General features: G+C 73.9%; 17 protein-coding genes. 15 read left to right on the top strand and 2 right to left on the bottom strand.

Annotated features, from left to right (window positions below; all coding sequences use genetic code 11):
- Positions 1 to 31 precede the first annotated feature (31 nt).
- The 11 genes from OG403_RS03465 to OG403_RS03415 all read left to right on the top strand — a co-directional run bounded on the left by OG403_RS03465 (position 32) and on the right by OG403_RS03415 (position 12,790).
- Positions 32 to 1,945, top strand: a complete 1,914-nt coding sequence (locus tag OG403_RS03465; protein WP_329561307.1) for a cholesterol oxidase substrate-binding domain-containing protein — start codon at positions 32 to 34, stop codon at positions 1,943 to 1,945.
- A 59-nt stretch (positions 1,946 to 2,004) separates the two neighbouring features.
- Positions 2,005 to 2,814 (top strand): hypothetical protein, encoded by an 810-nt coding sequence (locus tag OG403_RS03460; RefSeq protein ID WP_329561305.1) that lies wholly within the window; start codon positions 2,005 to 2,007, stop codon positions 2,812 to 2,814.
- A 161-nt stretch (positions 2,815 to 2,975) separates the two neighbouring features.
- Entirely contained in the window at positions 2,976 to 4,013 is a 1,038-nt protein-coding gene (locus OG403_RS03455; RefSeq protein WP_329561304.1) for an ATP-binding cassette domain-containing protein, read from the top strand.
- Positions 4,010 to 4,828: an ABC transporter permease gene (locus OG403_RS03450; RefSeq protein ID WP_329561302.1), complete on the top strand. Its 819-nt coding sequence runs from the start codon at positions 4,010 to 4,012 to the stop codon at positions 4,826 to 4,828. The genes OG403_RS03455 and OG403_RS03450 overlap by 4 nt, the downstream gene beginning before the upstream one ends.
- A gap of 39 nt (positions 4,829 to 4,867) precedes the next feature.
- On the top strand, positions 4,868 to 6,817 hold the full coding sequence (gene ftsH, locus OG403_RS03445) for an ATP-dependent zinc metalloprotease FtsH (protein ID WP_329561300.1): 1,950 nt from the start codon (positions 4,868 to 4,870) through the stop codon (positions 6,815 to 6,817).
- 129 nt (positions 6,818 to 6,946) lie between these two features.
- Complete coding sequence (locus OG403_RS03440) at positions 6,947 to 7,864, top strand: helix-turn-helix domain-containing protein (RefSeq protein WP_329561298.1); 918 nt, start codon at positions 6,947 to 6,949, stop codon at positions 7,862 to 7,864.
- A gap of 101 nt (positions 7,865 to 7,965) precedes the next feature.
- Entirely contained in the window at positions 7,966 to 9,027 is a 1,062-nt protein-coding gene (locus tag OG403_RS03435; protein ID WP_329561296.1) for a universal stress protein, read from the top strand.
- Between the two features lie 143 nt (positions 9,028 to 9,170).
- Positions 9,171 to 10,571 carry a class II fumarate hydratase gene (locus tag OG403_RS03430; protein ID WP_329561294.1) on the top strand — a complete coding sequence of 467 codons (1,401 nt, stop codon included), beginning with the start codon at positions 9,171 to 9,173 and terminating at the stop codon, positions 10,569 to 10,571.
- 140 nt (positions 10,572 to 10,711) lie between these two features.
- Positions 10,712 to 11,524: a VOC family protein gene (locus tag OG403_RS03425; protein WP_329561292.1), complete on the top strand. Its 813-nt coding sequence runs from the start codon at positions 10,712 to 10,714 to the stop codon at positions 11,522 to 11,524.
- A 132-nt stretch (positions 11,525 to 11,656) separates the two neighbouring features.
- Positions 11,657 to 11,782, top strand: coding sequence for a hypothetical protein (locus OG403_RS03420; protein ID WP_329561290.1), 126 nt, complete (start codon positions 11,657 to 11,659; stop codon positions 11,780 to 11,782).
- A gap of 192 nt (positions 11,783 to 11,974) precedes the next feature.
- Positions 11,975 to 12,790: a DNA-formamidopyrimidine glycosylase family protein gene (locus OG403_RS03415; protein ID WP_329561288.1), complete on the top strand. Its 816-nt coding sequence runs from the start codon at positions 11,975 to 11,977 to the stop codon at positions 12,788 to 12,790.
- A 22-nt stretch (positions 12,791 to 12,812) separates the two neighbouring features.
- Here the strand turns inward: OG403_RS03415 and OG403_RS03410 are convergent, their stop codons facing one another.
- Positions 12,813 to 13,313 carry a VOC family protein gene (locus OG403_RS03410; RefSeq protein WP_329561286.1) on the bottom strand — a complete coding sequence of 167 codons (501 nt, stop codon included), beginning with the start codon at positions 13,311 to 13,313 and terminating at the stop codon, positions 12,813 to 12,815.
- An 89-nt stretch (positions 13,314 to 13,402) separates the two neighbouring features.
- The gene (locus OG403_RS03405; RefSeq protein ID WP_329561284.1) at positions 13,403 to 14,068 is read right to left on the bottom strand and encodes a GTP cyclohydrolase II; all 666 of its coding nucleotides are present in this window, start codon (positions 14,066 to 14,068) and stop codon (positions 13,403 to 13,405) included.
- A 101-nt stretch (positions 14,069 to 14,169) separates the two neighbouring features.
- On the opposite strand from OG403_RS03405, the gene OG403_RS03400 reads away from it, so the two are divergent.
- The 4 genes from OG403_RS03400 to OG403_RS03385 all read left to right on the top strand — a co-directional run bounded on the left by OG403_RS03400 (position 14,170) and on the right by OG403_RS03385 (position 18,969).
- Complete coding sequence (locus tag OG403_RS03400) at positions 14,170 to 14,625, top strand: MarR family winged helix-turn-helix transcriptional regulator (protein WP_329561283.1); 456 nt, start codon at positions 14,170 to 14,172, stop codon at positions 14,623 to 14,625.
- Positions 14,626 to 14,905: 280 nt separating this feature from the next.
- Positions 14,906 to 15,754 (top strand): lysozyme, encoded by an 849-nt coding sequence (locus OG403_RS03395; protein WP_329561282.1) that lies wholly within the window; start codon positions 14,906 to 14,908, stop codon positions 15,752 to 15,754.
- Between the two features lie 166 nt (positions 15,755 to 15,920).
- Positions 15,921 to 17,456 carry a CHAD domain-containing protein gene (locus tag OG403_RS03390; protein ID WP_329561281.1) on the top strand — a complete coding sequence of 512 codons (1,536 nt, stop codon included), beginning with the start codon at positions 15,921 to 15,923 and terminating at the stop codon, positions 17,454 to 17,456.
- 169 nt (positions 17,457 to 17,625) lie between these two features.
- Complete coding sequence (locus OG403_RS03385) at positions 17,626 to 18,969, top strand: cytochrome P450 (RefSeq protein ID WP_329561280.1); 1,344 nt, start codon at positions 17,626 to 17,628, stop codon at positions 18,967 to 18,969.
- Positions 18,970 to 19,020: the final 51 nt, after the last annotated feature.

Raw genomic sequence — 19,020 nt, 5'->3', positions numbered from 1 at the left:
CTGGACCGACCGGACCGCCAGGGAGGGCCCCATGGCCATCGACCCGCTCAACCGTGACACCCCGTCAGCAGAGCGGCAATCGGCTGCCACCGATGCCGGCCTGACCCGTCGACGGTTGCTCGCCGGCTCCGCCGCGCTCGGCGGCGCGGCCTGGCTGCTGCGTGGCGTCCTCACCCCGGACAGCGCCGAGGCCGCCGGGACGAGCCCCGCTCCGGCAGGCGGCCTGCGGGCCGCGATCACCGACGACGTACCGGCGCCGCCCGCCTTCCCGGCCGGCATCGAGCTCTACCGGCAGGCGTACGAGAACTGGGCCGGCGAGATCCACACCGACCAGCTCTGGACCTGCACCCCGCACACCCCCGACGACGTGGTCACCCTCGCCAACTGGGCGCACGCGCAAGGCTGGCGGCTGCGCGCCCAGGGCTACCGGCACACCTGGGCCCCGCTCACCGTCGCCGACGGCACGGTGGCGAGCACCGCCGTACTGCTGGTCGACACCACCACCCACCTGACCGCGATCAGCCCCGCCGGCACCACCGACGCGCCCGCCGTGCGGGCCCAGGCTGGCGCCGACCTGGAGTCCCTGCTCACCCACCTGGAAGGGCGCGGCCTCGGCGTCACCCACTGCCCCGCGCCGGGCGACGTGACGCTCGGCGGCGTGCTCGCCATCGGCGGCCACGGCACCGCCGTCCCCGCCGCCGGCGAGGCGGCCCCGGCCGGCCACGGCTACGGTTCGATCAGCAACCTGGTCACCGAACTGACCGCCGTCGTCTGGGACGAGAGCGCCGGCCGGTACGCGCTGCGCACCTTCGACCGCAGCGACCCGGACGCCGCCGCCTTCCTGGTCCACCTCGGCCGCTCCTTCGTCACCGAGGCCGTGCTGCGGGCCGGCGTCGACCAGAACCTGCGCTGCCTCAGCCGGATCGACATCCCCGCCACCCGGCTGTTCGCGGCGCCCGGTGCGACCGGCGGCCAGGGCCTGGCCGACTTCCTGGAGCAGAGCGGGCGGGTGGAGGCCATCTGGTTCGCCTTCACCCAGTTCCCCTGGCTCAAGTCCTGGACCGTCACGCCCGAGCAGCCGTTCGGCTCCCGCGCCGTCAGCCAGCCCTACAACTACCCCTTCTCGGACAACATCCCGACCCCGGTCGCCACCCTGGTCGGCGAACTGGTCAGCGGCTCCTGGGCACTGGCCCCCACCTTCGGCCAACTCCAGTACCTGATCGCCGCGCTGGGCCTGACCGGCGATCTCACCGACGTGCTGCTCTCCGGCACCCTGCTGGAGGACCTGCTCAGCCTCGACGTGGTCACCCACCTGCTGGCCGGCGGCCTGCACTCCGACCTCTGGGGCCCCTCGCGCACCCTGCTCCACTACGTGCGGCCCACCACGCTGCGGATGACCGCCAACGGCTACGCCGTGCTGTGCCGCAGAGCGGACGTCCAGTGGGTGGTCAACCAGGTCACCAGCGGCTACCAGCAGCTGCTGACGCAGTACCAGGAGCGCGGCCAGTTCCCGGTCAACGGTGCCGTCGAGATCCGCGTCACCGGCCTGGAGGACCCGGCCACCTGCGGCGTCCCCGGCGCCCAGCCCCCGCTGCTCTCCGCCATCCGGGCCCGCCCCGACCACCCCGAGTGGGACACCGCCGTCTGGTTCGACGTGCTCACCCTGCCCGGCACCCCCGGCCTGCACCAGTTCGGCCGCGACCTCGAACAGCTGCTGCTCGCCACCTTCGACGGCACCCGCGCGGCGCTGCGCGCCGAGTGGTCCAAGGGCTGGGCCTACACCGCCGACGCCACCTGGGCCGACCCCGACGTGCTGGGCCGCGTCATCCCCGACAGCTACCGGGCCGGCGGCGGCCCGGGCTGGGACACGGCGGTCGCCACCCTCAACCGGTACGACCCGGCCCGGGTGTTCGGCAACCCGTTCCTGGACCAGCTGCTGCGCTGACCTTCCGATCGGGCCTCCTGCCGGCGGCCGCCCGCGCCGGACCGAGCACAATGTCCGCCATGAGCACCGAGCATTCCCCCGGCGACACCCCGCACGAGCCGGCCGAACAACTGCACACCCGCCTCGACCGGATCGAGGCACTGCTGGTCGGCGGCGCCGGTCCCGGCCAGGCCGGCGGCGCCGCGGCCGTGGCACCGCCGACCCGTCCGAAGCCCGTCTGGCTCACCGAGACCGAGGCGGAGCAGCGCTGGGCGGTGACCGTGGTGATCCTGATCGCGGTCGGCCTGCAGCTCTTCCTGCCCGACCGGCTCGTCATCCACCCGCGCTGGATGATGCCCGCCCTCGAAGTCGGCCTGCTGGTCGCGATCGTCGCGATGAACCCGCACCGCCGCATGGACCGCAGCACTCGGGTGCTGCGCGTGCTCAGCCTCGCGCTGGTGGCGGCGATCAGCCTGACCAACGGCTGGTCGGCGGTCAAACTGGTCCGCGACCTGGTGCACGGCGGCGGTGGCACCGGCGCGCTGGCGCTGCTCGGCACCGGCGGCGCGGTCTGGGCCACCAATGTGATCGCCTTCGCCCTCTGGTACTGGGAGTGGGACCGCGGCGGCCCGGTCGCCCGCGCCCGGGGCACCGCCGAGTACCCCGACTTCCTCTTCCCGCAGATGCAGCAGCAGGGCCTGGCCCCCGCCGACTGGGAGCCCGGCTTCCTGGACTACCTCTATGTGGCCTACACCAACGCCACCGCCTTCAGCCCGACCGACACCATGCCGCTCTCGCTCTGGGCCAAGCTGCTGATGCTGCTGCAGAGCGCGGTCTCGCTGCTCACCGTGGTCCTGGTGGTGGCCCGGGCGGTCAACATCCTCCAGTGACCCGCTGCGGGTAGTGACCCCCGAGCCTGCGGCCCCCGGGCCGGGACGCCCGTCTCGCGGGAGCCCGGCTTGCGCAGCACGATGGGAGGAAGTAGGCGAACGAGACCGCGATCCTCGAAGGAGCACGTCGTCCGCACCGTCACGGCAGTGAGGGGCAGCGCATGGGGCAGGCAGCGATCAGTGTCGTCGGCCTCAGCAAGAGCTTCGGATCGCTGGCCGCGCTCGACCGGGTGGACTTCGAGGTGCGGCCCGGGACCGTCTTCGGACTGCTCGGTCCCAACGGCGCGGGCAAGACCACCGCGATCCGGATCCTGACCACGATCCTGCGGCCCAGCGGCGGCCGGGCCGAAGTGCTCGGGCACGACGTGGTCCGCGAGGCGCCGGTGGTGCGGCAGCTGATCGGACTGGCTGGCCAGTACGCGGCGGTCGACCCCAACCTCACCGGACGGGAGAACCTGCGGCTGATCGGCCGGCTGACCCACCTGCCCCGCGCCCGGCTCCGCCCCCGGGCGGCGGACCTGCTGGACCGCTTCGACCTCGCCGGGGCCGGCGATCGCCCGGTGCGGACCTACTCGGGCGGCATGCGGCGACGGCTGGACGTCGCGGCGGCGCTGGTGCCGCAGCCGCCGGTGCTCTTCCTCGACGAGCCGACCACCGGCCTGGACCCGCAGAGCCGCAACGCGCTGTGGGAGCTGATCCGCGAGCTGGTGGCCGACGGCACGACCGTGCTGCTCACCACCCAGTACCTGGAGGAGGCGGACCGGCTGGCCGAGCGGGTCGTGGTGGTGAGCGGCGGACGGATCATCGCCGACGACACGCCTGCCGTCCTCAAAGCCCGGCTCGGGAACACCGTGATCGAGCTGGCGATGGGCGAGCAGGAGCGGGCGTCGCGAGCGGCGGACCTCCTCACCACGCGCCTGGGCCGGCCACCGGAGCGGGTGGGCCCGCTGCTCAGGATCAGCTCGCGGGACGGCTCGCGGCGGCTGCTCGAGATCCTGAACCTGCTGGACGGGAACGGGCTGGTGCCACGCACCGTCGCGGTGCGCGAGTCCAGCCTCGACGACGTCTTCCTGGCCCTGACCGGCCACCGCGTGGAGGGCGACCGCACCGGGCCGGTCGACGGCGCCGCCCCGAGCGACCTGTCCACCCCGGCCGCTGACCGGCCCGCCGACCCGATGACGCGGGACGGTGCGCCGTGACCGCCGTCAGCCCGCCGTACCCGCGCCACCTCGGCGGGATCGCCGGCCGGATCAGCACGGCGGTGCGCGACGGGCTCGCGGTGGCCTGGCGCAACCTCATCGCACTGCGCCGGGTGCCGCGGCTGCTGGTCTTCTCCACCATCCAGCCGCTGGTCTTCGTCCTGATGTTCCGCTACGTCTTCGGCGGCGTGGTCGAGCCCGCGCTGCACGGGGTCTCGTACGTCGACTTCCTGATCCCGGGGATCTTCGTCCAGACCGCCGTCTTCGGTGCCATGAACACCGCGATCGGCCTGGCCACCGACATGCAGACCGGCCTGATGGAGCGGTTCCGCTCGCTGCCGATGGCCCGCTCGGCGGTGTTGGTCGGCCGGACCACCGCCGACCTGGCCCGCAATGTCTTCGTGGTGTCGCTGATGACCGCCGTCGGCTTCGCGCTGGGCTTCCGGATCCACGCGGGTGTCCTCTCGTTCCTGGGCGGCATCCTGCTGGTGCTGGCCTTCGGCTTCGCGATGTCGTGGATCTTCGCCGCGGTGGGCATGGCGGTCGGCGATCCGGAGACCGCGCAGGCGGCGGCCTTCCCGGTGCTCGCGCCGCTGGTCTTCGCCTCCGCCGCGTTCGTCCCGGTCGCCACCATGCCCGGCTGGCTGCAGGGCTTCGCCGACCACCAGCCCGTCTCCAAGACCGCCGAGGCGGTGCGCATCCTGGTCCTCGGCGGCCCGGCCACCACCGCGGTCTGGCAGGCGCTGGCCTGGGACGCGGGGCTCGTGGCGGTCTTCGCGCCGCTGGGGGTCTGGTTCTACCGTCGTGCCGTGTAGTCGGCGCCGAGCAAGGGGTGGCGGAAGGAGGTCGTCGCGGTGATCACCCGAGTGCGCCTGCCGCATCGGCACCCGGCGGGCAAGACCGACCCCGGGCCACCGCCGGGTCCGCCGCCCGGGCCGCCGCGTGAGCCGCCGAAACCACCCCCGGTCGGGTCGCCGCCCAGCTGGACCCGGTGGCTGCTGCCGCTGGCCGCGGCCATCACGGTGCTGCTGCTCGTCTTCTCCCGCTCCACCAGCGGCACCCCCAGCACCTCGTACTCCTACACCGACTTCGTCAGCGAGGTGACCACCGGCCAGGTGCAGTCGGTCAGCGTCAACGACAAGGGAGCGGTCAGTGGGAGCCTCAAGGACGGCAAGAAGTTCACCAGCCAGCTGCCGACCGCGCTGGACACCAGCCAGCTCACCCAGCAGCTGCAGACCGAGCACGTGCAGGTCACGGGCACCCAGAGCAGCAGCGGCACGTCCTTCCTGTCGGTGCTCTTCCTCTTCCTCCCGCTGATCCTGATCGTCGGCTTCTTCGTCTGGTCCGGCCGCCGGGCCGCCAAGTCGCTGACCGGCGGCCTGAGTTCGATCGGCCGCTCGCGCGCGAAGATCATCGAGGCGGAGCGGCCCAGCACCGGCTTCGACGACGTCGCGGGCTACCAGGGCGTCAAGCAGGAGGTCAGCGAGATCGTCGACTACCTGCGCAACCCCGGACGCTACCTGGCGGTGGGCGCCAAGGGGCCGCGCGGGGTGATCATGGTGGGGCCGCCCGGCACCGGCAAGACGCTGCTCGCCCGCGCGGTGGCCGGCGAGGCGGAGGTGCCGTTCCTCTCGGTCACCGGCTCCGCGTTCGTCGAGATGTTCGTCGGCGTCGGCGCCTCCCGGGTCCGCGACCTGTTCGACGAGGCGCGCAAGCGGGCGCCGTCGATCATCTTCATCGACGAGATCGACGCCGTCGGCGCCCGGCGCGGCGGCAACCGGCTCGGCGGCAACGACGAGCGCGAGCAGACCCTGAACCAACTGCTCGCCGAGATGGACGGCTTCGACCAGACCACCGGAATCGTCGTACTGGCCGCCACCAACCGGCCCGAGGCGCTCGACCCGGCCCTGCTGCGCCCCGGCCGCTTCGACCGGCAGGTCACGGTGCCGCTGCCCAACCAGGTCGAACGGGCGGCGATCCTGGTGGTCCACGTCCGTGGCAAGAGCCTGGCGCCCGACGTCGATCTGGACATCGTCGCCCGCGGCACCCCCGGCTTCTCCGGCGCCGACCTGGCCAACCTGGTCAACGAGGCGGCGATCAACGCCGTGCGCGCCGACCGCATCACCATCACCGCCAAGGACCTGGACACCGCGCGCGACCGGGTGCTGCTCGGGCGACGCGAGTCCTCCAACGCCCTGCTGCCCGACGAGCGCCGCGCGGTCGCCGTCCACGAGTCCGGGCACGCCCTGGTCGCGGCGCTGTGCGAGCACGCGGACCCGGTCGCCAAGGTCACCATCCTGCCCTCCGGCCTGACCCTCGGTGTCACCGAGCAACTCCCCGAGGCCGAACGCCACCTGTACAGCGAGGGCTACCTGACCGACCTGCTCACCGTCCGGCTCGGCGGCCGCGCCGCCGAACTCCTGGTGTTCGGCGAGGGGTCGACCGGCGCCGCCGACGACCTGGCCGGCGCCACCCAGATCGCCACCCGGATGGTGCGCGAGTTCGGCCTGTCCGCCGAGCTGGGACCGGTCGGCTACGCCTCCCAGGTGCCGCACCACCTCGGCGAGGGCCCCGAAGAGCTGTTCGGCCGGCCGTATGCCGAGCAGACCCAGCGCCGGGTGGACGAGGAGGTCGCCCGGCTGCTGCGGGAGGCCGCCGACCGGGCCGCCGCCCTGCTGCACGCCCACCGCCCCGCGCTGGACCGGCTGGCCGGGCTGCTGGTGGCCGAGGAGACGGTGGAGGGCAAGGTCGTGCTCGAGATCCTCCGGCAGGAGCAGCGGCCCGCCGACGGGCAGCCGACCTGACCCGCGGTGGCCGAGCGGCTCGGCATCCCGTGCCCGGTGGCGCCCGGTGAGGGATCCTGACAGGGCGGGAGTGATCCCGCCGCCCGGACAGTGGCGCCAGGTACAGGTAGCCAGGCAGCAGGAGGGACCATGTCGCACAACACGCCCGGTCGATCCGCCGGTACTGAGCAGGTCATGGGCGAGGAGCTGGCCGAGCTGGCCAAGCGTGCCGTCGGGTTCATGACGCGGGAGGGGATGTCAAGGAGCGCCGCGATCGAGGCGGCCCGGCGCGCGGTGCCGCACGGTGCCGAGCACGACGCGCGCACCGTCGACCTATGGGTGGACGCCGAACTGCCGGGGGCCGGGCCCGGCGGCGCACCGTCGCCCGCTCCGGCGCCGCACCGCCCCGGGCCGCCACCGGTCGCGCCGCTGACCGACCCGGGCGACGTGGGCCGCCGGGTGGCGCTGCGCCGGGAGGAGCTCGGCCTCAGCCGTGAGGAGGCCGCCGAACGGGCCGGTATGGCCGCCAGCTACCTGGAGTACCTGGAGACCCGCCCCGCCGTGCTCGACCCCGGCACCCTGCTGCGGCTCGCGGGCGCGCTGGACACCTCCGAGGCCGAACTGCTCGGCGGCGGCCTGGAGCGGCCGCCGGGCCGCGCCGAGCCCGGCGACCGGCCGCACCTGGAGGATCTCGACCCGGCCGACTGCTGGGCCCGGCTCTCCGACCACGGCGTCGGCCGGCTGGCGTACGCGACCCGGGAGGGGCCGGTCGTGCTGCCGGTGAACTACCGGGTCCGGGACGGTGCCCTGCTCTACCGCACGGCGGCCGGCAGCGCGCCGTCCCGCGCGCCGGGGCGCCGGATCGCCTTCGAGGTCGACCATCTGGACGAGTCGACGAGTACGGGTTGGAGCGTGCTGGTGACCGGCACGGCGGAGCAGCTCTTCGACTCCGATGAGATCGGCGGCCGGAGTACCGGCCCCGGTCCGGAACCCTGGGCCGGCGGCACCCGGGAGGTGTGGATCCGGGTGGACCCCGAGCGGATCAGCGGCCGCAGCATCCGGCCCTGACCGGCCGCCGGGCCGACCCGCGGCACGGACCGTGTCGCGGCACGGACCGCGCTGCTCGCGCTCCCGCGACCTGGCTCCCGCAACCTGAAAGGGAAAAGACGATGGCGCAACGACAGGTGGCCAAGGCCAGGATCGTCGTGGGGGTGGACGGCTCCGAGCAGTCCAGGCGCGCGCTGCGCTGGGCGCTGCGGTACGCCCGGCAGGCCGACGCGGTCGTGGAGGCGGTCATGGCCTGGGAGCCGCCGTTCTGCGGGCAGGGCGGCGCGTCGGCGGGGGAGGAGGCGAAGCTGGGCGCGTTCGCCGTCCGGGTGCTGACCGAGACCGTGGCCAAGGTGGCCGGGGAGGCACCCGCGGTCGAGATCCGGACCCGCGCCGAGGAGGGGACCGCGGCCCAGGTCCTGCTGCGCGCCGCAGCCCACCAGGAGGTGTCGCTGCTGGTGGTCGGGCACCGGGGGGTCGGCGGCTTCACCGGAGTGCTGCTCGGCTCGGTGGGGCAGCACTGCGTCCAACACGCCGCGTGTCCGGTGGTCGTCGTCCGGGGCGATCGCCGCACCGCCGCCGACCCGATGGGTGCCACCGCCGGGCACGGCAGCCGGGCCAGCACCCGGGCCGGCACCGGGACCAGTACCGAGAACACTCCCGAGAACGCCACCGAGGACGCCGCCGTGAACACTCCCGCCAACACCGCCAACACCGCCAACACCGCCGCCACCGCTGCCGAGCAGCACGAGGGGGTCGCACCGCCCACCCCCGGCGCCCCGGCGCCGCAGGTCTGGCCCTCGCTGCGGGCCGACGATGCCCGCGCACTGATCCGCTTCCTGGTGGCGGCCTTCGGGTTCGAGGAGGTCGTGGTCTACGGGGAGGAGGGCGAGTTCGTCGAGCACGCCCAGCTCGCCTGGCCGCTCGGCGGCGGCCTGATGCTGGGGTCGGCCCGCCGCAACCCCGGCGGCGCGTGGCAGCCGCAGCCCGGCTCGTTCGCCTGCTACGTGGTGACCGACCGGCCCGACGCGCTGCACGACCGGGCCAAGGCCGCGGGCGCCGAGATCGTCAGCCCGCCGCACACCACCGACTACGGCTCGCGCGACTTCTCGGCCCGGGACCCCGAGGGCAACCACTGGTACTTCGGCACCTACCGTGGCGAGCCGCGTCCCCCGCAGGCGTGAGGAAGCCGCCGGCTGAGGCCCGGCGCGCAGGCGTGAATCCCGCCGGAGGAGTGAATCGCGTGGCCGAGCGGAAATAGCGGGGCGCCCGGGAGAGCTGTGCACCGTGGAACCTGACGGTGGTGCCCGATGGAGGTGGCAGCGCGATGAGCGCACAGCAGAGCGGCGAGTACCGGATCGAGCACGACTCGATGGGCGAGGTGAAGGTCCCCGCCGCCGCCAAGTGGCAGGCGCAGACCCAGCGCGCGGTGGAGAACTTCCCGGTCTCCGGCCAGGGGCTGGGCCGCGCCCACATCGCCGCGCTGGCCCGGATCAAGGCCGCCGCCGCCAAGGTCAACGCGGAGCTGGGCATCCTCGAGCCCGCGGTGGCCGAGGCGATCCGGCAGGCCGCCGCCGAGGTGGCCGAGGGCCGCTGGGACGGGGAGTTCCCGGTGGACGTCTTCCAGACCGGTTCGGGCACCTCTTCCAACATGAACACCAACGAGGTGCTCGCCACCTTGGCCGGTGAGCGGCTGGGCCGTCCGGTCCACCCCAACGACCAGGTGAACGCGAGCCAGTCCTCCAACGACGTCTTCCCCTCCTCGATCCACATCGCCGCGACCGCCGCCGTGACCGAGGACCTGCTGCCCGCCCTCGATCAGCTGGCAGCCGCGCTGGAGGCCAAGGCAGCCGCCTTCGCCACCGTGGTCAAGGCCGGCCGCACCCACCTGATGGACGCCACCCCCGTCACCCTCGGCCAGGAGTTCGGCGGCTACGCGGCCCAGGTCCGCTACGGCCAGGAGCGGTTGCGCGCCACCCTGCCCCGGGTCGCCGAGCTGCCGCTGGGCGGCACCGCGGTGGGTACCGGCATCAACACCCCGCCCGGCTTCTCCGCCGCCGTGATCGCCGAGCTGGCCCGGGCCACCGGCCTGCCGCTGACCGAGGCCCGCAACCACTTCGAGGCGCAGGGCGCCCGGGACGCGCTGGTCGAGCTGAGCGGCCAGCTGCGCACCGTCGCGGTCGGCTTCACCAAGATCGTCAACGACCTGCGCTGGATGTCCTCGGGGCCGCGCACCGGGCTCGGCGAGATCAACCTGCCCGACCTGCAACCGGGCTCCTCGATCATGCCGGGCAAGGTCAACCCGGTGATCCCCGAGGTGGTGGCGATGGTCGCCGCCCAGGTGGTGGGCAACGACGCCACCGTGGCGATGGCCGGCGCCAGCGGCAACTTCGAGCTGAACGTGATGCTCCCGGTGATCGCCCGCAACCTGCTGGAGTCCGTCCGGCTGCTGGCGAACGCCGCCCGGCTGCTGGCCGACCGGACGGTGGCCGGCATCACCGCCAACGTCGAGCGGGCCCGCGAGTACGCCGAGTCCTCGCCCTCCGTGGTCACCCCGCTCAACCGCTACCTCGGTTACGAGGAGGCCGCCAAGGTCGCCAAGCAGGCGCTGGCGGAGGCCAAGACGATCCGTCAGGTGGTGCTCGAACGCGGCTACCTGGAGCGCGACCTGCTGACCGAGGCCCAGCTCGACGAGGCACTCGACGTGCTGCGGATGACCCGCCCGTAGCATCCACCGGTCCGTTGCGTTCAGCTGCCGCCTGACTGCGCCCGCACGGGCGGGGTCCGTGCGAGGGGACCGTGGTGCGGGTACGGTCGAATCCAGACCGGCCGGGGCCCAGTACGGCCGGGCAACGAGGAGGCGCAGCGATGACCGAGGCAGCGGCCGACGGGGTGCACGCGAGCGGCGTGGCGGGCGGCGCGGCGGTGCGCTGCGTGCCGGCGGTGCCGAGCTGGGTCAGCCTGATGGCCGCCGACCTGGACGCCGCGACCGAGTTCTACGGCGCCCTGCTCGGCTGGTCCTTCAGCACCGGCCCGCACCGCTGGGGCCCGTACAAGCGCGCGATGGTCGACGGCGTGGCGGTGGCCGGGCTCGGCTCCTCGGTCGATCTCCAGCTGCCGGTCGCCTGGACCAGCTACTTCGGTACCGAGGACGCCGACGCGATCGCCGAGCGGGTCCGGGCGCGCGGCGGCACGGTGGCGGTGGGCCCGCTGGGCTTCGACGCCGGCCGGCTGGCGATCGCCTCCGACCCGGCGGGTGCGCCGTTCGGCATCTGGGAGGGTCCGATGGACTCGGGTCCGGTGCTCAGCGCGATCCCCGGCGCCCCGGTCTGGATCGAGCTGCGCACCAAGGACGCGTTCGCCGCCGCCCTCTTCTACGGCGAGGTCTTCGCCTGGGACAACCGCGAACCGAAGGACCTGGAGGTCCGCTGGGAGCACGACCGGGTGGTGCTGCGCACCGAGGGGCGCAGTGTGGCGGCGCTCGCGGTGGCCACCGACCCCGAGGCCCGGCCGACCTGGAACGTCTACTTCTCGGTCGCCGACACCGATCAGAAGGTGGACCTGGCCGACCGGCTCGGCGCCGATGTGCTGGGCGAGGTGCTGGACACCCCCTATGGGCGGGTGGCGCGGCTGCGTGATCCGCAGGGCGGGCGGTTCTCGCTGATCAGTCCCCGGGTGTGAGCTGACCTGACGCCACCGGGCGCCGCTGGTAACGCTGTTCGGGCGAACTCGAGTCGGCTCCCGTTTGTCCGCGACCGCCTTGGGTAACGCTGGGCTCATGATCCGTCAAGATCAGTGAGCCGAGGAGGCAGCATGGAACACGATGGCACCACCGCGGGTGAGGCTGGCAACTGGAACGAGGCGCTGAAGCACCTCGCGGTCGAGGAGATGGAACCCGACGACGACACCGAGCTGTACGCGATTCTGGGAGAGGACTGACGGAGGGTCGGGCAGCCGCCTGACCTCCCCTCGCTCCTGCACCACCCGTACCGGGACCGCGTCGGTGGTCCAGCCGCACGGTGTGCTTCAGGCTGTCGGCCCGGTAGAGCGCGGCGACCGGGCCGAAGGCCTCCTCGGTGACGAGGCCGTTGGCTGTTCGTGCGGCGCCCGGGCGCGGTGCATGCTGGGGACATGCCCGAGGGTGACACCGTCTTCCGGACCGCCGCGCAACTGCACCAGGCCCTGGCCGAGCAGCGGCTGACCATCGCCGAGCTGCGGGTTCCGGCCCATGCCACCGCCGACCTGACGGGCCGCCGGGTGCGGGAGGTGGTGCCGCGTGGCAAACACCTGCTGACCCGCCTGGAGGGCGGCCTGACCCTGCACACCCACCTGCGGATGGACGGCCGCTGGCAGCTCTACCGCGCGGGCGAGCGTTGGAGCGGCGGGCCCGCGCACCAGATCCGCGCCGTCCTCGGCACCCCCACCCGCACCGCGGTCGGCTACCGCCTGCCGGTGGTGGAACTGCTGCGCACCGCCGACGAGGCCGAGGCGGTCGGTCACCTCGGCCCCGACCTGCTCGGACCGCACTGGGCGGCGGGCGATGTGCTGGAGGCGGTGCGGCGGCTGTCCGCCCGGCCCGAGCGGCCCACCGGCGAGGCGCTGCTCGACCAGCGCAACCTGGCCGGGATCGGCAACGTGTACGCCAACGAGCTGTCCTTCATGGCGGGGGTGACCCCGTGGACGCCGTTCGGTGAGCTGCCCGCCCCCGAGCGGGTGGTGGCGCTGGCGCACCGGCTGCTGTACGCCAACCGGTTGCGCCCTGGGCACGTCACCACCGGTGAGCCGCGCCCGGACCGCAGCCACTGGGTCTACGGTCGGGCGGGCCGGCCCTGCCGCCGCTGCGGTGCCCAGGTCCGTACCGCGCCGCAGGGGGCCGCGCCGCAGCAGCGGGTGGCGTTCTGGTGTCCGCGCTGCCAGCGCGGCCCGAGCCCGGCCGACGGCGGCTGAGCGGGGGAGGGGGACCTCCGGCTCAGGTCGCGGAGCCGGCTGCCGCGCCGGTGGCCAGGTCGGTGCCCCAGCGCTCGATCGCGCCCGCCAGGTCCAGGCGGAGCAGGCCGTGCTGCTGGTCGTCGGTCGGCCAGTCCTCGCGCGGGACCCGCCACATCACCTCGAACTCGTTGCCGTCGGGGTCCTTGGCGTAGAAGGACTTGGAGACCACGTGGTCGGTGGCGCCGACCAGCGCGCCCTGCTCGGTCAGCTTCTGCCCGATCTCGGCCAGCTCACCGAGCGTGCCGACCTCCCAGGCCAGGTGGTAGAGCCCGACCCGGCCCTGCTGCGGGCCCGGCGCCTGGGCGCCGACCGCGAAGAGGCCGAGGTCGTGGTCGTTGAGGCTGTCGGGCGCGCTGAGGAAGGCGGCCCGCTCCGGGATCTCGACGGAGGTCCGGAAGCCGAGCACCTCGGTGTAGAAGGCGACGGCGCGGGACACGTCGCGGACGTAGAGCACCGCGTGGTTGAGACGGCGGACGGGCATGGTGATCCCTGCCTTTCGGGACGAGCGGTCGGGGGTGAAGCCTTGCGAGGGGTCGGAGGGTCGAACCAGGCAGCCGGCGTCAGGCCTGCTCAGGCGTGTTCAGGCTGCAGGACCAGGCCATGGCCCAGGGTCTGCGCCGTGCCGAGGGCTTTGGCGCGCAGGTAGCGCAGGTTGCTGGGGGAGGCGTGCACGCCGGTCGGCACCCGGCGGGCGACCGTGATGCCGAGGGCGCTGAGCTGGGCGGCCTTGGTGGGGTTGTTGCTCAGCAGGTTGATGGTGGGCGACCCCAGGGCGTGCAGCATCTGGGCGGCGGCGGTGTAGTCGCGAGCGTCCTCGGGCAGGCCGAGGGCGGCGTTCGCGGCGTAGGTGTCGAGGCCGCCGTCCTGGAGGGCATAGGCATCGAGCTTGTTGTAGAGCCCGATGCCGCGGCCCTCCTGGCGCAGGTAGAGCAGGTAGCCGCCGTGCGCCGCGATCTGCTCCACCGACTCGCGCAGCTGCGGGCCGCAGTCGCAGCGCGCCGAGCCGAAGACGTCCCCGGTCAGGCATTCGGAGTGGACGCGGACCAGCGCGGTGGCGGTGGCCCGCGGGTCGCCGAGGCCGAGCGCGAGGTGCTCGGCGCCGTCGGCGAGGTCGTGGAAGGTCACCACGTCGGCCTCGACGCGGAAGCCGTCGCCGAACCGCAGCGGCACCCGCACCCTGGTTCGCACCCGGGCGGGCGGCAGCTGTGCCGGGACGGACGGAGCAGCACTGGTCATGAGGGTCTCCGCAGAAGTAGTTCAAATTTGAAGCCCGACTCGACGGTACCTCACCCGATCGGCGATCTTCAAATTTGAACAATACGGATACGCTGGGAGGCATGGCAGAGACCCGGTGGCTGGATGAGCAGGAGATGGCGGCCTGGCGCGGCTTCGTCGTGGCGAGCAGCCTGGTGGCGCGCCACCTGGAGCAGCAGCTGAAGGACGACTGCGGGCTCTCGCACACCCAGTACGAGATCCTGGTGCACCTCTCCGCCGTCCCCGAGGGCGAGTTGCGGATGGCCGAGCTGGCCGACCGGGTGGTCACCTCCAAGAGCGGGCTCAGCTACCAGGTGGCGCAGCTGGAGAAGGCCGGGCTGGTCGGGCGGCGGTCCTGTCCCAGCGATGTGCGCGGGGTCTTCGCATGCCTCACCGAGCGTGGACGCGAGATGTTGCGGGGTGCGGCGCCAGGGCATGTCGCGGCGGTGCGGGAGGCGCTGATCGACGTGCTGGACCGTGAGCAGCTCGCGGTGCTCGCCGAGGCGCTGGGCGAGGTGGCCCGCCGGCTGCGCGACTGACGGGTGTCGCGGCAGGGCGGTGGGTCGGCCGGATTCTCTGGCCGGATTCTCCGGCCGGGTGAACGCCGGGTGGCGGGGCCGGGTCTACGCGGGTCCTGGTGGGCTTCCTTCTGCTGATGCGGCGTCAGTTCTCTAGCGGGGGAGCCGAATCGGCCGCTACGCTCGCCGGGCGCGGTCATGCCAATCATTGGTATGCATGCTTGCCTTTCTGCGTACCGGCATTGACGTTCGCGTTCTCGCACATGTGGTACTCATCCCTGCCAGGCCACAAGGAGCGAACATGTCCCGCACTGCCCGCTTCCCCCGCACGGCTCACACCGCCCGCCTCGCCCGCGCCGCCGCCACCCTCGCCGCGGCGCTGCTCGCCACGGCCGTCGCCGTCCCCGCCCACGCCGACACCGCCGGGCGCGGCTTCCAGCCCAGTCACCCCGAGCTCGACCACGCCGGGTCCACCATCGTCGCGCACGAGGGCAGAGGCCCCGCCGGACCGCTGCAGCCGATGGTCGCCCAGACCCCCGGCCTGGACGTCTCCAGCTACCAGGGCAGCGTCGACTGGTCCACGGCCGCCGCGGACGGCGCCGGTTTCGCCTACGTCAAGGCCACCGAGGGCACCGACTACACCAACCCGTCCTTCGCCCAGCAGTACGACGGCAGCTACGACGCCGGCCTGATCCGGGGCGCCTACCACTTCGCCCTGCCCAACGCCTCCAGCGGCGCCACCCAGGCCGACTACTTCGTCAGCAACGGCGGCGGCTGGTCGGCCGACGGCATGACCCTGCCGCCCGCCCTGGACATCGAGTACAACCCCTACGGCGATAGCTGCTACGACCTCAGCCAGAGCGCGATGGTGAGCTGGATCCGGGACTTCAGCAACACCGTCGAGAGCCTCACCGGCCGCTACCCGACGATCTACACCACCACCGACTGGTGGACCACCTGCACCGGCAACTACGGCGGCTTCGGCGCCACCAACCCGCTCTGGATCGCCCGCTACTCCAGCTCGCCGGGCACGCTCCCGAACGGCTGGTCCTACCAGACCTTCTGGCAGTACGCGGACTCCGGGACCTTCCCCGGCGACCAGGACTACTTCAACGGCGCCTACAGCCGCTTGCAGGCGCTGGCCGACTGAGCGGCCGCGCTGCCGGGCCCGGACCGGTATCCCGGGCCCGGCAGCCGGGCGCCTTCCTGCCAGGCCCGCTGCTGAGCCGGTCCGCGCCGGCGATCATGCCGGCCCGGCCCGCCGAACGGGGCGGGGAAGGGTGCAGGTCAGGCGCGGAAGCGCGACGCTTGATCCCATGGCCACTCCGCACGGTACCCACGGTTCGCACGGGTCGCGCCACGGCGGCGGCGCGGACCCCGAGCCGGTCCGCAGGTACCAGGGCGTGCCGCCCGAGCCGCTGCGCCTGGGGCCGCTGCCGCGGGTGGCGGAGCTCGTCGACGGCGGGTGGGAGGAGACGGTGCTGGTCTGTCACGACACACCCGACCTGCGCCTGCTCGCCCACGGCCGCACCCTCAGCGGACCGGAGCCCGACTGGTGCCTGACCCTGCCCGACGGCAGCGAGCGGCATGCCCCACCGGCGGCGGCCGTCCCCGTCGAGCTGGTCGACCAACTGCTCGCCTACACCGGCGGTCGTACGCCGCGCCCCGTGCTGCGACTGCGCACCCGGCGAACCCGCGCGCTGCTGCTCGACAGCGACCGCCGCACGCTGGCCCGGCTCGACCGCACCGAGACGCTCGCCCAACCCCTGTCCGCCACTCCGGGGCCGGGACGGCTGGCCGGCTGGACCGGCACCGAGGTGCGCCTGGTGCACGGCCGCGCCCGCCTGCTGGCCGCCCTCGATGCCCGACTGCGCGCCCAGGGGCTCGGCGCCGCACCCGACGCCCGACCGGCGGCCCTGCTCGCCGCCACCCGCTTGCGCCGGCCCGCCGTCCAGCCCGCCACCGGCTCCGCCCGCCGGCCGGCCGCCGGCAGCGCCGGTGCGGCCATCGCCGGCTACCTGCGGACCCAGTGCGCCGAACTCTTCGCCCTGGACGCGGCGGTGCGTCGCGACGAAGCCGACTCCGTGCACCGGATGCGGGTCTGCTGCCGCCGCCTGCGCAGCGCTCTGACGGCGGGTCAGCAGCTGCTGCGTGGGCCGCAGGTGGGCCGGGTCGCCGACGAACTCCGCTGGCTCGGCCAGGTCCTGGGCCTGGCCCGGGACGCCGAGGCCACCGGCGAGCGCCTCGCCGCCGCCTGCGCCCAGCTGCCGTCGGCCGCCGCACCGCGGCAGCTGGCGGACCAGCTCACCGCCCGGTTCCAGCGGCGCTATGCCACCGCCTACCAGCAGGTCCGCGAAGTCCTCGACAGCGAGCGCTACTTCAGGCTCCTGGTGGACATCCGCCGGATCGCCGACCGCCCACCGCTGCGCCGCCGGGCCCGCCGCGGCCGCGGTGAACTCGAACGCCTGCTGCGCCACGAACAGCGCCGCGTCGACCGCCGGATGCGTGCCGCCATCGGCCACCCCGCGGGCCCCGGTCGCGACGAAGCGCTGCACGTCGCCCGCAAGGCGGCCAAACGCGCCCGCTACACCGCCGAGTTGGCGGGCCCGGGACGCGCCCGGCTGGCCCGCCGGATGCGCGCCCTGCAGGAGGCCCTCGGCGGCTACCAGGACGCCGTGGTGGCCGAGCGGCTGCTGCCCGAACTCGCCGCCGAGGCCTACGCCGAGGGGGAGAACACCTTCGGCTACGGCGTCCTGCACGCGGCCCAACGCCCGGCCGCCGCAGCTGCCTTGGCGGCTGCCCGCCCCGCCTGGCGGCGCGCCCGCGAGCGCCGCCTGACCAGGCCGCGCTGAGGCGTTCCCGAAGGCGGTGGCAGGGCGAGCCGGGTCGGGGCGCGTCAGCTTCCGCAGGTGCGGGACCACTCGGACGGTGGTATACGACCAATCGCGCCCTTTGCTAACCTGTGGCATCCGCACATTGACGCTCCGTAACAGATCGGGGCCAGGGGAGGGGGCGGTCCGGATGTCCGACCAACTGCGCATCGAGACACCCGCATTGCCCTCGCCCGCGTCGCCCTCTCCTGGAGCGCCGGAGCTCGTCCCGCCGACCGCGCTGCCGCCGTGGATCGATCTGGCCGCCCCCGCCTTCTGGCGGCTCCCGGCCGAGCAACGCAGTGCCGCCTTCGGCCATCTGCGCGCCCTGCCCGCGCCCGTCTACTTCGTCGAGCGCCCGGCCGGCCCGCTGCGCCGCGAGCGCGGCTTCCACGCCCTGGTCCGCCACGCCGACGTGCTCGCCGCCAGTCGCAACGCCCAGGTGTTCCGCAGCGCGCCCGGCGTCACCACGCCCGAACCGGCCCGCTGGGTCCGGCTGCTGTTCGGCGACTCCATGGTCAACCTGGACGATCCGCGCCATGCCCAGCTGCGCCGGATCGTCGGCCGCTCCTTCACCCCGCGGCTGATCGCCCGGGTGGAGGAGGACATTCGGGCCACCGCCGCCCGGATCGTCGACCGGGTGATCGCCGAGCGCCCGGCGGACTTCGTCCCCGCCGTCGCCGCCCAGCTCCCGTTCCAGGTCATCTGCGCCATGATGGGCATCCCCGAGGAGCAGCGAGCGCTGATCCTGCGCCAGATCGACCAGGCCTCCGAGCACACCGGCGTCCACCGCCCGCTGCGCGAGCGGATCCGGTTCCCGGCGCAGGGGCTGCGGGCGCTGGCCCGCATGCAGCGGCTGGTCGCCCTGCTGGGCCGCGAGCGCCGCCGGCATCCCACCGAGGATCTGATCTCGGCCCTGGTCGGCGCCGACCTCGACGGGCGCGGCCTGACCGGGCGCGAACTCGGCGCCTTCTTCTCGCTGCTCCTGGTGGCCGGCGTCGAGACCACCCGCAACGCGCTCGCCCACGGCCTGCACCTGCTGAGCGCCCACCCCGAGCAGCGCGCCCTGCTGCTGGCCGACCCCGAGCGCAGGCTGGACGGCGCGGTGGACGAGATCCTCCGCCACGCCACCCCGATCATCCAGTTCCGCCGCACCCTGGCCGCCGACCACCAGCTGGGCGGCGCCCAACTGTCCCGCGGCGACCGGGTCCTGCTCTGCTATGCCGCCGCCAACCGGGACGAGTCGGTCTTCCCCGAGCCCGACGCCTTCGACATCACCCGTGACCCCAACCCGCAGCTCGCCTTCGGCGGCGGTGGCCCGCACTTCTGCCTCGGTGCCCACCTGGCCCGTCAGGAGATGAAGGCCCTCTACCGCGAACTCTTCAGCCGCCTGCCCGACATCCGCTCGACCGCCGCCCCCGAGATCGCCCCGTCCACCTTCGACCACCGGGTCCGCTCGCTGCCCTTCACCTTCACCCCGCCCGCCACCGGCTGACCGCCGAGGGCCCGGGGGCGGGCCTCGGCGGTCGTCGTCGGTCGTCGGCGA

The sequence above is a fragment of the Kitasatospora sp. NBC_01266 genome (assembly GCF_036242395.1).
GTDB lineage: Bacteria > Actinomycetota > Actinomycetes > Streptomycetales > Streptomycetaceae > Kitasatospora.
Note: the sequence above shows the minus strand (reverse complement) of the source record. Positions and strands in the feature narration are given on the sequence as shown.